Here is a 15,236-nt window from a genome sequence, read left to right on the forward strand (position 1 = left end):
TATCAAAAAAATGTTCAACTACAATAATCATCACTTAGAATATAGTTGCAGATCCAATCCATTAATTGGTCTCCAAACCATAGTTTGACAGCCATCACGATTACGGCAACCACTAAAAATGTTTTTATAAATCCATCGCCTTTTTTTACGGAGAACCTACTGGCGAACCATGCTCCCGAACCGTTACCGATGGCCAGTATAAACCCCAGTTTCCAATCAATCTTATCATTAAAGGCGAAAACGGCCAAGGCGGCCAACATGTATATAAACACAACCGCAACTTTGGTGGCATTGACCCGAACCAAGTTCATTCGGTTGTAAAAATGCATGAACAACATCATTAAAAAACCAAGACCGGCGTTTATAAAACCTCCATAAATTCCAAAGAAGAAAAATACGATCAAACTTACCCAAAGATATTTGCCTGTAAGTCGTTCCTCTAATTCCCCCACCCTCATCTTGGGTTTAAATATGATAATGAGCACTACGGCCAGCATTACAATGGCCAAAATCCTATTAAAGGTTTCCCCATCTATATCCACGGCAATATAGGCCCCTATAATAGATCCCAAAAAGGCAGCGATTCCCAAATATATATTAAGGGGATAGGTAGAAATGCCCTTGCTCTTAAAACCGGCAGTTGCCATGGCTGTTTGGATAACAATAGCGACTCGATTGGTACCGTTCGCCACGGCGGGCGGCAAGCCTAAAAAGATAAGTGTGGGCAAAGACAACAGAGACCCACCTCCTGCTACCGTGTTTATAAATCCGACCGCAAAACCTACAGCCACCAAAAGCAAATAGTGGTACCATTCTAGCATAAAAACAAAGGTATGACCATTGTTTTTAACCCACCAACTGATTTTTACAAACTTTTATATAGTTGAGGTAAAATGATTTGAACCAGTGAATTAAACAATAATGCAAAAAGGTCTTTTGGGATAACAAAAAGCTTTATATATTTGCACCCGCTTAGGAGGAATGGCAGAGTGGTCGAATGCGGCAGTCTTGAAAACTGTTGAGGGTCACACCTCCGGGGGTTCGAATCCCTCTTCCTCCGCTGAGAAATAACATCTCAACACATTAAACCCTGTAAATTATTGATTTACAGGGTTTTTATTTTTTTTGATATCAAATGATATCATTAAATATCATCCTAATAGGTGCCCAATTCGGTGTCACCTGTAATCTTACCAAAAAGGGACACCTAATACCATTTAAAATATTGTTAATCAATTTATTACAGGAATTATTTTTTAATATTTTTTTACTAAATTCAAGGTAAATAATGTTAAAATAGGTGTCCCTTTTATGTTATCTCTCTTATTCTACATCAAAAAGCACAAAACCGACAAAGTAGGTCGGGCAATGATCTATATCAGAATCACTGTAAATGGAAAGCGTTCCGAATTCAGCACAGGTCGCAAAATTTATCCCAACACTTGGGATGCCACAAATGGAAAGGTGTTGGGGTTCTCGCAAGAAGTACGTCAACTGAATTCGCAATTAATGAAAATACGTACCGACCTGTTTCGGCATGCGGATAAATTGAAAGACAAGGGCCGACCATTGACCGCTGTTTCACTTAAAAATTCTTACCTAGGTGTCGATAAGCCCTCAAAAATGTTATTGGAAATCTTTCAAGAGCACAATGACAGGGTTGAAAAATTAGTTGGGAAAGATTTTGCTCCAGGTACAGCAGAACGATACAAAACCGCAAAAAGTCATTTGGCCGAATATTTACAGAACGAGCTTCGAAAGAAAGATGTTCCAGTCGTGGATGTAGACCATTCCTTTATTTCTGGTTTCGAATATTATCTAAAGACAAAAAGAAAGTGCAGCCATAACACGGCCATCAAATATGTGGTGAACTTTAAAAAGATCATTAGGATTGCCTATGCCAATGGTTGGATCAGAACAGACCCCTTTGCCAATTGGAAAGCACGATTGAAAACGGTTGAGCGGGAATTCCTGACCGATGAAGAGCTTCAACGACTGATGAATCATGCTTTTACAAATGAGCGATTGGAGCATGTAAGGGATTGTTTTGTTTTCTGTTGCTTTACCGGATTAGCCTATGCAGACGTAAAAAAACTTACCCATGATGATTTTGTGATAGGGATTGACGGAGATCTTTGGATAAATACCAAACGTACCAAAACAAAAACCAAAAGTAACATTCCTGTTCTTCCCACTGCATTGATGATTCTCGAAAAATACGAGCACAGTTCCTTACTTGTAGATAAAAAGGTACTACCCGTATTGACCAATCAAAAAATGAATGCCTATTTAAAGGAAATAGCAGACCTTAGCGGAATCAACAAACACCTGACCACACATTTGGCTAGGCATACTTTTGCAACTACCGTAACACTTTCCAATGGCGTCTCCATCGAATCGGTAAGTAAAATGCTGGGGCATAAATCACTTCGAACCACACAACATTATGCGAAAATATTGAACCGTAGGGTCAGTGAGGATATGCAACTGTTAAAAAAGAAGTTGAGTTTCCAAGAAAAAGTTAAGTCAAAAAATGCTTGATATCATTATCCTATAATTATACATAACTCAAACACAAAGCAACTAAGTTCCAAAAAAAATTAAAAGTCAAGTTTTTTTCGCAAAAAACTTGACTTTCGTTTATGAAAGTATTCACAAAGCATATGGTGGGATTTGTTGGGACATCCACTATCCTAACCAAAAAGCTGCATACTTTTATTCTTGGCGATTCGCCGTGCCAGACTATGGCTCATAATTGTTTTTAAAATTGTTTTTTTTCGTTCTTCCGAATTACTATTTCTATATTTTTGAGAGAAGTTGTTTTTTTATGATCTCGTAGGCGTTTCTTTGGTCATATTCAATGCCGGGCCTTAACAGCGCATAGATATCACCTCCAAAATCCGGAGCCTCTATTTTTTCATCCATATTTAACAAGAACTGTTTTTGTGTTGGTGATTGCCCTCTAGAAAAATCCATATAGTGCTTGTATATAGATATCAATTTATCTGTATCAACATCCAGTAGACTTATTGCATGGTTCAAGTCGAATAAATCCCGCCCCTTTCTGCGTTGATATAATGCTCGTAGTTTTGTGGCCAACAACTCCTCAATAGAAAAGGAATTCATGGTACAACTTCCAGAAAACCAACCGTTTTCCATACTATGCTCTAACTCGGTATAGCCCATGACAGTAAAGTGTTCTCGAGTATTGATTTCAATCTTCAACCGCATGTTGACAACCGGTGGAATTTCAGATTCAAAGCGGTAGGTCGCCGTATTCATATTAACATTCTGCTTAATGTTTCTTTTGGTTCCCAAAAAATCAAGCTGCTTTCCTATAGCTTGCAAAATTGGCTTTATGGGGCCCTTCTTTATCTGAACCAAATCAATATCCTCGGAATAACGGGCTTGGGGTTTCAAATAGATTTTATGTAAGGCCGTACCACCACGAAACGCTACATGCTCCTTTAAAAAAGGGTCCGAAAACAAAGCCACCAAAGCGCGCTCTATGACCAAGTCCTGTTCCACTTGTGCGTCTGTCGGCCATGGGGCGTTTGCTTTCCATTCGGTAATATATCTCCTCGGTATCATGAAAAATCCAGTTCAGTATTCATGATCAAGTTCCATTTATCATCCATGAAACCACTCTTGTTTTTGTGGGACAATGATAATGGAGCCGTATTGGTTTTATTTGCCCTCAAAAAATTGGATAGATTATCTACAAGTTTAGTTTCTGACAACTGCTCCAATAGATAGCCCAATCGCTGTAAGGTGGGTAGGGATGATTCCTTGGCAATAGCTAAAATTCTTGACGACTTAAAATTCTCGCTTAGTTCTTCTAGAACCGGAATCACTCTATTTAATCCTCCTATTTGCTTATGATAATGTACTAAATCTACAGCAGTCAATTCAGGGCTTGAGACCAAGACATATCCGGCATCGGTTTTCTTTTGCTCCAACCAATCGCCCCTCCAAGAACCTTTCGTAAAAAATTTTAAATGTTGATTTTTGGTCTTGATGTCCCTAAGTGCCGGTTTTTTAATAATAATCTGCGATTGCATCGGCTGTTGGTGTCCTGCGCCATGAAGTGCAGCAGCAGAGTATAGCCCAAGATAGTATTCCCGATTAAGGAAATTCATCATATCATCTAAATAATAGATAGTGGGCAATATTCCCATATGGGAATATTGAGGAGGGATAATTACATAAAATTCCTTTCGTACCTGGGCAAGTTTGTTCTCCTTTTTTAAACGGTGTAGTTTTTGGGCTATCGCGTTTTCGTTGGGGCCAAAGCGTTTCCTAAGCTCATGCAGACTAACAGAATACCTGCCTTGAGCTTGGATTTCATATAAATAATCTGAAATATCGTGGCCTATCACCTCAAATCTGTTTGCGTAAATTTATGATAAATGTAGTTAATCGCAAACAAATATATAATAAGTCTACTCAAAATTACGGTTTCAGCTTAGATAAACCCCAAATCCTTACCTCCAACTTCAGCGCATGGACCCTGGCCTATTTTTGCAGCGATTCGGAAAGATAAGCGTAAAGCAAAAATAGGCTAGGGCGCTGTCCTACTTTTTGCCTTTTACCTCCAGCCATTTTTGGTAGAGTTCCTTTGCCTCTGGGCTTTCTTTAAAGAATGTCCCGTAGTGTTCAATTGCATCATCCTGACCTTTGATGAATGCTGCCTCTTCTTTCTTGGAAATTCTTGATACCTGATAGATGGAAAAACCAAGGACCAACAGGACCGTGACCAACAACCCCCAAGTAAGTTTTATGGCCCAACTGGGCAAGAGAACGGACCGCTCTACTTTATGAAGAATCCTTTCCATCAGTCTTTGTTGTTCCTTAATGTTGTTATTTTGGTTGTTGCCATAGTCTTTTAGAAGCGCATTTAATTCGCTGGTATCTGGCCTTAATGGATGGTTTTTGAAATACTCATGAACCTTTTCCAATCGGCCGATACTCCTTTCAAATCCGTTGATCTCCTCTGTCAACAGTTCCGCTATTTCATCCATTTTTGCCATGATGTTATGTTTAAATTCCTATTCCTGTGTCCCTGACCACCTTGATGGCCAATTTGATGGTTTTCTTTATGATGGTCTGGGTCAGACTTGTTGGGACATTCACTGTCCTGCCCAAAAGCTGCATGCTCCTGTCCTTGGCAATCCGCTGTGCCATATTTCTTTCAAAGTTCATTTGACGGGCAATCCTGCCCATGGACATGGACCGGTGCACCTCGCTTCCCTTGAGATTGGTTCCCTTATACTCAAAACGGAAGCCCTGTAACTGGTTCTGCCTGTTGATGCTGGGAATGACCTTTACATTGTTCTGCTCCATGGATTTGATGTACTGGTCAAAATCCCTTGGCCGTTCCCTGGCCATGACCTTTTCATGGATCTTTTGTATTTCAGAGCGGACATGTTGCATCCGGTAGAGTTTTTCCTGCTGTACCTCCCTTACCGTGGTCAGGTCCATTTGTTTGGCCACCCGCTCCGCCACTTGTTGGCTCCGCTTCCCGATAAAGCTGTCGTTATAGGCCTTGCCCTGAAAGTTTATCCGGTTCACATACAGGTGGACATGTACGTGTTCCTTATCCCTGTGTACAAAGGCCACAGCCTGTCGTTCCTTCAACCTCATTTCCTTAAGGAACCGTTCGGTCATTTCCTTGAGCCGTTCGCTTTCGAATTTCCTGCCGTCCTCGATGGTGGGACTGAGCACAAAGCTGAGCGTGTTCTTACGGCACAGTTCGTTCTGTTCTTGGATGACCTTGAACTCCTCGGTGATCTCTCTTGGGGTCTCCCCCGCCAGATATTGGCTGTGGATGATCTCCGATTCCTTCTCCTCGTTCATACCGTAGCTCATGGAGGCTGCGGTGTGCGATATGGATTTCCCCATGCCTATCATTTCTTGAAATTTAAAAGGTGTTGTCTTATCTCTTTGGCCAGCTGCGCCGTTTCCTCGGCCAACCTGGGGTTCCGCTTCCGGAACATATTGGTGATCAGCCTAAAATTTCGTTGGTATTTGACCAATAGCTTATAGGCCTCTATCTGTTCGTCCGTCATCCGCTCCACGATACGGTCATCGAAGGCCGCACGGCGACAGTACTCGCTGACGGAAAGACCGCTTTTCCGGGCCTTGACCTTCAGCAGTTTCTTCTCGTAGACCGAGCACCGGAACTGGACGAACTCTTTCTTCATTTTCACATCATCTTTTGCGACCTTCGGGAGCAAAAGCAAGATTTGTCATGACAATGACACATCTTGAATTCGTTGCCGAACTTCATTCTTCGCGCTTTTTACCTTCCATTCGTTGATATCCTTGAATCCTTCATAGGGAGAGGACATATCCCTACTGTTCGGGCACTTTTCCAATAAAAGTTCCGTCATCCCCATTCCCGTTTTGTCCCTATCAAGAAACAGCTCCACATTTTCATATTCCCCTACTTCTTTTATCATTCGTTTTGCAAAGGCCGTGGTGTTCAATACCAGAAGGTCATGGCTGTTTACGATATCCGGCTTCAGCTCCAATAGGGTGAGCATATCGAACATGCCCTCGGTAATGGTCAAGTTTTTGGAATCGTTCTTTATCAATGAAACATCCTTTGGCGATGTGGACCCTTTCCAATAGCTGTTCCGCAGCTCCCAGCCTCCAGACCTGTTCTGGAGTCCGATGCCAAAGTATATCCGCTCCCCTATTCGATAATGTATCTCCTTGCAAAGTTTTCTGGCTGTTGTGATCGAGATCTTTCTGGAGCTCAGATAGTTTTGTAGGGCCCGGTGTTCGATTTCCTCTTCCTGGATGGTTTCAATCGGATTGGACCGGTGTTCTGTTTTGGTTGGATTCGGCCGCCGGTGAAAAGAAAAATGGTCCATGTTCCCGGACAATCGTTCCAATGCCTCCTTTACGGAACAGTTCTCCATTTTCATGATAAGGTCTATGGTACTGCCCCCTTCGAAGGTCCCGAAGTCTATCCAATAGTTTTTCTTCAATGATACCTTGAAAGAGGCTTGGGTCTCGATCCGGAACGGGCTGAGGAACCAAGCTTCTTTTTCCGTTTTCCGGATTGGAAAGTGCCCCAAATTGGCAAGCGTGGAAACGATGTCAATGTTGCGGGCTTTTTCGCAGTCCAATCTCTTTTCTTTCATGGTTCTGTTTTTAATCGATTTTTGATGATTTGATGACAAACCTCTGGGAGACCCTGTAAATACTGGTTGTTCCCCCGTCATCATTTTGTCATCGTTTCATCACTTTTGTTTTTTTCTTCATTGTCCCTGTCATCATTTTTTATTTTGATGACAGAATGATGACAAAGTGATGACAGCCTAAACCCTTATAAACACTGGGCTTATATCAATCTGTCATCAAATCATCAAAATTTTGGACCAAAAAATTCTTTTTTATGGTAAAGTACCTTCCCTTGGCGTCCTCGGTGTTGATCTCGCCGTTGTTCCAAATGGTGATTTTTTGGTACTTGTTTGAATTTGGCTGGTTGTCCAGTTTCCAATCCTTTTTCAGCAACCGCCTCAATTGGGTCAGGTCGGTCTTGACCCGTGTGCGGTTGAGCATGTGCAGGGCATCGATGGGACAAAGGTCCACCGAGTCCATCTCGAACTTTTCCATGGCACTGAGCAGTAGACTGGCCAGTTCCTTCTCCACCCTATTTCGGTTATTGTTCACCAGCTTCTTAAGGGCAGGGGTATAAACCTGTTTAGCTGTGAACCACATTCGGGTTCTTTGTTTTGTGCTGTATTCCCTTTTTGAAAGGAAATCCAAAAAAGCGGGCACTTCCTTGGACAACTGGTCCAAGAAATCGGTGTCCTCCCTTTTAAGTGAAGGAATCTTTCTAACCCAGAACCTGGTCTCATGGGCATCGATCTTGATGAAACTGTCCTCGTTATTACTGCAGAGGATAAATTTTCCAAAGAATTCCACTTCCCTTTTGTCCTTGCCCTTGGCCTCCAGCTTGTTCCTGTTGGTGGTACTCAGATATTTGATGCGCTCGGTGAGCTCCTCCTTGTTGAACAGCACCTCGTCCACGCATATCAACAGCTTGTTGGCCCAGTCCGCATTGAACTGGCTTGCAAAGCTGTCATTGGTCAGATAGGTAAGGTTGTTTCCGAAGATTTCCTTGAGCCATTTGAGAAAGGTGCTTTTCCCCGTGTTCCTTTCGGCGGAGACCAGACAAAGGATGGGGAGCACCTGCACCGGTCTTTGGTACAGGAGTTTCAGATAGTCCAGTCCCAGTTCCAGTTGGTTACCAAAGATATGCCCCAAAAAGGCCCATGTTCTTTTGATGCTTCCCTCTTTCGGTTCGTGCGCCAAAGGGGAATAGGTGTTGTAGAAACCGTGGTGCTCTTTTTTAAAATCGACATGACAGGGAATACAGGCGAACCCGTCATATTTGGGAACCTTGCCCAGATAGTCCTTGCCATGGTCCTGTTTTATGATATGCTCGTTCCACGGGAGCAGCTGCTCGTTGAAATGTCCGGAAATGGTCGGAATCCTTACCAACTTGTAAAAAGTGGTCCCGACCCTTATGTAGGGTACTGTTTCCATATTGGTGCTTTTTGGAATTTTGTGATTACTTCCACTTTTGGTGAATCCACAAATAATTTAAAGATGAATACGCGACTAAGGATTTGAATCCACAATCGTTTCGCTTTCCGGCAATGGCTTACTTTGGTTCTGTAGCAACCAACTGACTATCTTTTCCCTTTCAAAGAATATAAGTTTTCCATTGGGCTTGGAGTGCGGGATTTGCCCCGCAGCGGTAAGCTTGTACAGATAACTTCTTGATATGCCGGTGTAATCACAGGTCTCATCAAAGGTCAGTACTTCTTTATTGGCTATCATAAGTCGTTCCAAACGGTCAAGCCGTTCGAGTATCAAAAAATTGTCCATTTTGTTCCTTTTAACGATTAGAAATGAACAAAAGCGCTTTTGTTTTCCTTTGAAGAATTCTTTGGATAAAGATAATAGAGGGCGGAGGGAAAGTAAGGTTTATGGATTGAATTTTATCCACAAAAAATTGATGTGCAAACACTTACATCATATCAGTTCATATCAAACCAAATGAAAAATGGCAAATAAAATTTTGTTCTAAATCAAATCAAATGACATCAATCGAATTTTCTTAGAATACAAGGATATTGAGTTATCAACAATTGAAATAAACAGATATAAAATTTTGGGCACCAATAAACGATTGATTATTGGATGAAAACATTCAGGTAGCTCTGGAATACTGTCTCGAAAAGGGTTAGCTTTTTAAACCTGTTCACTTTACTTCAAAAAAAAGCACCCCGTTTATGAGGTGCTTTTATGTATTTACAAGTAGGAGAATTGACTAGTTTCCTTCACTCAAAGAAAAGCTGCCATCACCACTAAAAGATTCTACTGTAATCGTTACGGTCCATATTCCGGAAGTGCCTGCGTCGGTTACTCCAGAGAAAGAATCGGGCTCAACCGCACCGTTCAATGATCTATTCAACACGATATTTGCATCTGCATCTGTTACCACCATATTGAAGGTACCTTCCGTAGTCGCAGTGATATCGGCATTATAATCCGCTGTACTGAGGTTGTTGTTCCAGCTGAATATACGGGTGGTAGAACCACCGTTGCCGGTAAAACTTGCATCGATGTCACCATTGAAATCCGACCGGTCACCAACGGTAAAGTCGGAAGGGCTTGTTCTTAATGTTGTTCCATTGACCGTTACACTCGCAAAAGGGTCATCATCTTTGCTACAGGCAATGACGGTAAGGACCATTACTCCGGCTATTAAGTATTTAAATAGATTTGAGGTTTTCATACTTTACTATTGATTAATTAAGAATTGTTGTTTTATAGTTTCCATAGGTTAAACAATCATACTAACGAATTCCCTACCCTGATGATATAAAATCATCTTTTTTTGTTGTGAATCGTGCCCTAATAGTTGTGAAATCATTTTTTTTAGAATTCGGCTATCTGTACAATAACGGTAAGGATTGGTTGGCAAAAGTTACTATGGCCGGGAATCTGGTTGATAAAAGGAAAAGAAGGTCAAAGATATCCAATGGGTATATAACTTTTTCAAATTACTCAGAAATAAGTGAAAAAACATCGAAATAGTCCAATTTGCAACAAATAATCAAAAACAAATTTGACCTGAGTTTGCGTGCAAATTGCGTGCAAATAAAAAAAGCTTCAAAAGTTAAAAACTCTTCAAGCCCTATAAATCCTAGTGGAGAATACCGGATTCGAACCGGTGGCCTCTTGCCTACCAGGAAAGTTAGGTTTCTTTGATAGAGATTTCATTAAGTGACCTATTGAAAGTTTTTAACATCCTGGTTAAATAGACTTTCTATTTTAAATTTTGATTTCGTTATCTGGTATTACCCAATTTTAAATTCTGTCATTTTGAAGCTCTTTAATTTATTTTAAATCTCATTGTATCCATTTGGCATTTAAAAAGCCCATAATTGTTAAATTACTGTTAAAAAGGTGTCCCTTTCGGTGTCAGTATCAATTCCCCACCCTTTACAACCCCTAAAAACAGTGGTTTTTTCAATTTAAAGAAGACCCTCTTCCTCCGCTTAATTACGTAAAAAGCCCCTTTTTTAGGGGCTTTTGTTTTTTGGGTGCTAGTCTAGTTGACAGAACTTCCAATTTTATACTGATTTAGATTTACAAATCGTTTAGCTGACTCTGTTTTTCAACTATTAATCCAATCGATATTGATCAAAAATATAATTGAATTTACGAAGTCGCTTAGGATTTAACTCCCCTTCTTTCTCTTCATATTCCGTCAAAAACATCACATCTCTCGTGCCAACTATTACATTATCAATATTTTTTTTTCATTCCGGTAGGGTTTATTCAGTACAAGTTGTTTATAGGTAAACCCCAAATTATTTAACATGAAAAATTTTAATGTATCTACACAGAAATCCTTAGCTTTTGTATTATTGCTTTCTTTTATGGGACTTTTCAGTTGTTCCAAGGACGAAATGCCCGAAAACACAGGTAGGCTGAGTGTAAGTGCAAAAAGTACCTTCACAAGTGCTTCCGGAAAGTCTACTACTTCCAAAACGGTCAACAGTGATGTCGTTGTCACTGATTTTCGAATGAACCTTAAGGAATTTGAATTGGAGCTTGATCTTGAAGATTCAGGTGATGACCTAGAAGGCTCCGATGATGATCTATGGGACGACGATGGTTATTACGATTTCGAGGATGAAATTGAACTGGCCGGGCCTTTTGAACTAGACCTCATGGCGGGTCAGATCAGTTTTATCAACGTGACCATGCCCATGGGAAATTTTGAGGAATTGGAGTTCAAGTTTGATGAAAGTACAGATGCCACTAGTGATCTTTTTGGCAAATCGGTACTGATCCAGGGTACCGTTCAGGACACCCCATTTATATTTTGGCACAATTTTGAGGATGAGGTCGAAGTGGATTTTGAAGATCCGACCTTCGATATCGCTATTTCCTCGACCCCCGGGGGCATTGTTATAGATTTTGATCTGAGTTTGATATTTGACGGTACTGCAGGTGTGGACCTATCACAGGCAACCGATGGAAATGGAGATGGCACCATTGAAATCAGTCCATCAGACCCCGATGGAAACAACGATTTGGCACAAAGCATCCGAAATGCCATTAAGGCACACATAGATCTGTTGGACGATTAATTGTGTAACAACAAATAATTTAATCCAATAAAAACCGTACTTACTGAGTTAAACCGGCCTTAGTTGCCTCTGCGACTAGCCAGTTGTGTAAGTACAATGATTCTTGTATCACAGACTTTGGAGTTGATGTGCAGGACCTTGATCAAAACATCAGGAATTTACTTCCAAGGTCTTACATACAAATGAAGATAGAGGGCCGGTAATTACCGGCCCTCTTATCAACTAACTCCACATTTTCACGTTTGCTTTGTTTGGTTGAAAGTTTTTGTAAATCGATACTTCATGATAAATCAAAAACAAGCTCCCAATCAACTTTAATTTTCGTTTTCAATTCGATTCTTCGGCGTGGTTATCCTCCGTTTCTTCCAAAAAAAACAAATTGAAAAATTGTGGTCATTCGGCTACTCCTCAATAACATTCACATAATGCTCATACCTTTCAAAAATTTGGTTCACATAATTATAGGGTTCAATTCCATTCACATAGCCATAGTTAATTGAGGGGTGATTATAGTTTTTAGGATAAGAAAGCTCCAAAAGCATTTCATTGACACTCCCATCCCAAACATTTGGGTCCAACTTGTTCAATGTCGCAAGTTTTCGAGCATCTTTAATGTGGTAGTAACCGCTGTTATAAGCACCCATCGTAAATTTTATGCGCTGAACGGTATCCGTAATCTCCTGAAAATTTTCGTAAATGCTTTTTAAGTATTTAGACCCTGCATTTATATTGTCAACGGGATCCAAGCTGTTTTCCACACCTAATTCCTCAGCTGTGTTTGGCATAAGTTGCATTAGACCTTCTGCTCCTGTCCAAGAGTTGGCTTCTTGATCGAACCGGGATTCTTGATATACCAATGAAGCCAAAAGTCTCCAATCCCATCCCAATTTTTTTGCATTCTTTTTAATTATACTATCATACTTACTTACTTGATGGTTGGTAAGGCTATAAAATTCACTTTTTATGCGACGATTAAAGTTTCGTTTGTTTTTAAAGTATTTATTATAAATCACATAATAGTCGTTTTTTTTCTTCTCGCTTTCAATCCATTTATTGATCTTGGCCAAAAATTCCTTGGAGTTTTTATTTACCGCCCAGGCTATTCGCTGAGAAAAACTAACGGGTACCGACACATCTAAAATTGGAAAGTAGGATGCGTTGATTTGAGCCAGATTTTTATCGGCCAAGGTGTATTTAATTTCCTTGTCTGCAACCATTTTTATAATTTCCGCTGTAGCTAATTTTCCTTTCAGGGTATCTATAACAATAGGCCCCCCAATTTCCTTGGAAAGATTTTGCAAACGGTCGAAGTATGAAGAGCTAAACCTGACCGATACCGTGTCGTTTATTAACTGAACAGGGTCCTGCACCAATCTTTTTTTGATATTATCCAAGGTCAATTTTCTCCAGTTTGATGGCTTTCGCTGCACAAGCACTTGATTGGTCAGATATAGGTAATCCGTAAACGCTGCCTTTTTTTTGCGTTCGGTAGTTATGGCCAAACCATAAGCAACGATATCGACCGTGCCTTTGTTCAACTCTGATAGTAATGAATTCAAGTCTTCTGAAACGGTGATTTCCAACTCAAGATCAAAATGTTCCGCGAGTCTTTCCAACAGTTCATATTCGTAACCCATGGGCCTCCCTTTGTACAAGAAATAGCTTGTACTGCTGTAGGCAAGAAGCGCTCTTAATTTCCCATCTTCTTTTATATCCTCAAAATCCTTGCTTACATGATTTGAATTATCTACACTGGAATCAATTTCTTTGTTTTTGGTATTACAGGCTAGTAAAACCAAACTACAAAGACTTACAATAAAGGTTTTTATTTTCATATTTCAGGGTGACTGGACATTTAAACTTTGAAAGTTTCCTTTTGTATGCACGATCGGTTTTTTATTTCCTTGTCAAATAAATCCATATCATTGATTTTCTGGGTGCTTAATATGAACCCATAAGTGCATTGTGGAAATGGTCTATAAATGTTCAGTCTTTTTGGTTGATTCCTAAAAAATAAATAAAATGGTGGGTTTAATCAAGGTTAAAACTGTTTAAAGAACCGGCGCTAACCTTAATTGGACATCATACATCGGCCTTAACTCGACTTTTTGAAGATGCTAAAAGTGCGAAATAACATTATCTATGACCATTTATTTTTTTGTGAACAAGATTACAATACTGGGTATAAAAGGCCATTTGGGTATCCAATCTGATTTTAGCGATCGTACATATAACACTTTGTTCAATGTACAACTTGTGATAACCATTTGTTTGTGCTGTTGTCCACTAATGTATAAATTACCAGTAATTTCAAAAATGGGTAATCGTCCCAAATTCTGTATTTTGCCGTATTCTAAACGAAATTCAGTTGTTACCAAAAAAGTTCCGTATTGAAGAATTTTGAACAAATCGTTCTTTTATTGATTTCGGGTCAGGGGATTCTTTTAAGTCTTGCCCTATTGTCCACCATTTTAAAAAGAAGGTGGTCAACCTTTTTTTTGGGGCTGATCATTCTGGTTTTTACGCTGGAAATTTTAAACGCTTGGGCCACGGGCATTGGTTACCATAGCACACCACACATGCTCCCTTTTTGGATTCTTGGATCTTATTTGATATTACCGTCAGCGCTTTTCTTTTTTGTGAAAGCCAATACAAAAGCCTCCTTCCTGTTCCGAGGAAAAGATATCCTTTACTTTGTTCCTGCCTGTATTGAAATTGGGTTGGCCGGCTTTGTCTTTTATTCCAATAGGCTTTTAGGCACCGATTATCATTTGATCGAAAATCAATTCTGGTTTTTTCTGACGGAAATACTCCCCCTTATCGGAATGGTCGCGGTTCTGGCATATTTCGGCTTCGTTTTGTTACAATTAACGGCTCAATACAAAAACTATCGTTCAAAGATGGGGTTACAGTCGCTCACCAAGCTGTACATCTTCTTTGCTGTATTCCTTTTCTTGACCCTGCTCTGGGCATTGCAATCCTTTTTCCAAATCGAAGTGTTCAATATTATAAAAACACTGTTGCTGCTGTTCATCTTTGCCATGGGCTACCTCGGTTATTTTCAGCCTCGATTTTTTGATGTCCCCGAAATCATCAAGTTTCAAAAAAGAAAAAACAACTATCCAAACCTGGATGATTCAACGGAATTGGAAAGATTAAGGCATTTGTTCGAAAAAGAAAAGGTTTTCCTGAAGCAAAAGTTGACCTTGGCGCAAGTGGCAGAACAATTGAACCTTCCCGAAAGATATCTTTCTGAACTGATCAATACCCACCACAAAACAAGTTTTAGGCATTTTGTGAACCAGTTTAGGGTAAACGAGGCCATTGAACGTATACAGAATCCACAGCAACGCCATAAAAGCCTTTTGGGAATTGCCATGGATGTGGGCTTTAATTCCAAATCCACCTTTAACCAGTCCTTTAAGGTCCAAACCGGTAAAAACCCCTCGGACTACCTAAACAACAAATAGGTGCGGAAACACGTTTTCGGACGTCCGGAAACCCCCAAAAGGCGATAATGACCAAAAATCAATATTGCTTTGTCCAAAA

The 15,236-nt window shown here is 40.2% G+C and carries 14 protein-coding genes and 1 tRNA gene; 4 read left to right on the forward strand and 11 right to left on the reverse strand.

Features of this window, described 5'->3' with window-relative positions:
- Positions 1-14: 14 nt before the first annotated feature.
- Complete coding sequence (locus J0654_RS05780; RefSeq protein ID WP_207026703.1) at positions 15-821, reverse strand: sulfite exporter TauE/SafE family protein; 807 nt, start codon at positions 819-821, stop codon at positions 15-17.
- 154 nt (positions 822-975) lie between these two features.
- Here J0654_RS05780 and J0654_RS05785 point away from each other — a divergent pair.
- Both J0654_RS05785 and J0654_RS05790 read left to right on the forward strand, forming a co-directional pair.
- Positions 976-1,060, forward strand: a tRNA-Ser gene (locus J0654_RS05785).
- A 251-nt stretch (positions 1,061-1,311) separates the two neighbouring features.
- Complete coding sequence (locus J0654_RS05790; protein ID WP_207026704.1) at positions 1,312-2,541, forward strand: site-specific integrase; 1,230 nt, start codon at positions 1,312-1,314, stop codon at positions 2,539-2,541.
- 258 nt (positions 2,542-2,799) lie between these two features.
- Here the strand turns inward: J0654_RS05790 and J0654_RS05795 are convergent, their stop codons facing one another.
- The 9 genes from J0654_RS05795 to J0654_RS05835 form a co-directional block, all read right to left on the reverse strand.
- On the reverse strand, positions 2,800-3,591 hold the full coding sequence (locus J0654_RS05795) for a nucleotidyl transferase AbiEii/AbiGii toxin family protein (protein WP_207026705.1): 792 nt from the start codon (positions 3,589-3,591) through the stop codon (positions 2,800-2,802).
- Positions 3,588-4,379, reverse strand: a complete 792-nt coding sequence (locus J0654_RS05800; RefSeq protein ID WP_207026706.1) for a type IV toxin-antitoxin system AbiEi family antitoxin domain-containing protein — start codon at positions 4,377-4,379, stop codon at positions 3,588-3,590. The genes J0654_RS05795 and J0654_RS05800 overlap by 4 nt, the downstream gene beginning before the upstream one ends.
- A 195-nt stretch (positions 4,380-4,574) precedes the next feature.
- On the reverse strand, positions 4,575-5,030 hold the full coding sequence (locus J0654_RS05805) for a DUF6730 family protein (protein WP_207026707.1): 456 nt from the start codon (positions 5,028-5,030) through the stop codon (positions 4,575-4,577).
- 10 nt (positions 5,031-5,040) lie between these two features.
- On the reverse strand, positions 5,041-5,901 hold the full coding sequence (locus J0654_RS05810) for a relaxase/mobilization nuclease domain-containing protein (RefSeq protein WP_237685890.1): 861 nt from the start codon (positions 5,899-5,901) through the stop codon (positions 5,041-5,043).
- 5 nt (positions 5,902-5,906) lie between these two features.
- Entirely contained in the window at positions 5,907-6,203 is a 297-nt protein-coding gene (mbpA, locus tag J0654_RS05815) for a mobilization protein MbpA (protein ID WP_207026709.1), read from the reverse strand.
- Between the two features lie 45 nt (positions 6,204-6,248).
- The gene (locus J0654_RS05820; RefSeq protein WP_207026710.1) at positions 6,249-7,151 is read right to left on the reverse strand and encodes a CHC2 zinc finger domain-containing protein; all 903 of its coding nucleotides are present in this window, start codon (positions 7,149-7,151) and stop codon (positions 6,249-6,251) included.
- 205 nt (positions 7,152-7,356) lie between these two features.
- Positions 7,357-8,562 carry a primase-helicase family protein gene (locus J0654_RS05825; RefSeq protein ID WP_207026711.1) on the reverse strand — a complete coding sequence of 402 codons (1,206 nt, stop codon included), beginning with the start codon at positions 8,560-8,562 and terminating at the stop codon, positions 7,357-7,359.
- Between the two features lie 75 nt (positions 8,563-8,637).
- The gene (locus J0654_RS05830; protein WP_207026712.1) at positions 8,638-8,907 is read right to left on the reverse strand and encodes a helix-turn-helix domain-containing protein; all 270 of its coding nucleotides are present in this window, start codon (positions 8,905-8,907) and stop codon (positions 8,638-8,640) included.
- Positions 8,908-9,352: 445 nt separating this feature from the next.
- A complete protein-coding gene (locus J0654_RS05835) occupies positions 9,353-9,820 on the reverse strand; it encodes a hypothetical protein (protein ID WP_163624464.1) in 468 nt (155 codons plus the stop codon).
- Between the two features lie 1,090 nt (positions 9,821-10,910).
- On the opposite strand from J0654_RS05835, the gene J0654_RS05840 reads away from it, so the two are divergent.
- A complete protein-coding gene (locus J0654_RS05840) occupies positions 10,911-11,687 on the forward strand; it encodes a hypothetical protein (protein WP_207026713.1) in 777 nt (258 codons plus the stop codon).
- A 401-nt stretch (positions 11,688-12,088) separates the two neighbouring features.
- Here the strand turns inward: J0654_RS05840 and J0654_RS05845 are convergent, their stop codons facing one another.
- Positions 12,089-13,522, reverse strand: a complete 1,434-nt coding sequence (locus J0654_RS05845) for an MltF family protein (RefSeq protein WP_207026714.1) — start codon at positions 13,520-13,522, stop codon at positions 12,089-12,091.
- Positions 13,523-14,077: 555 nt separating this feature from the next.
- Here J0654_RS05845 and J0654_RS05850 point away from each other — a divergent pair.
- Positions 14,078-15,157 (forward strand): helix-turn-helix domain-containing protein, encoded by a 1,080-nt coding sequence (locus J0654_RS05850; RefSeq protein ID WP_207026715.1) that lies wholly within the window; start codon positions 14,078-14,080, stop codon positions 15,155-15,157.
- Positions 15,158-15,236: the final 79 nt, after the last annotated feature.

Source organism: Flagellimonas profundi, from assembly GCF_017313275.1.
Classification (GTDB): Bacteria; Bacteroidota; Bacteroidia; order Flavobacteriales; family Flavobacteriaceae; genus Flagellimonas; species Flagellimonas profundi.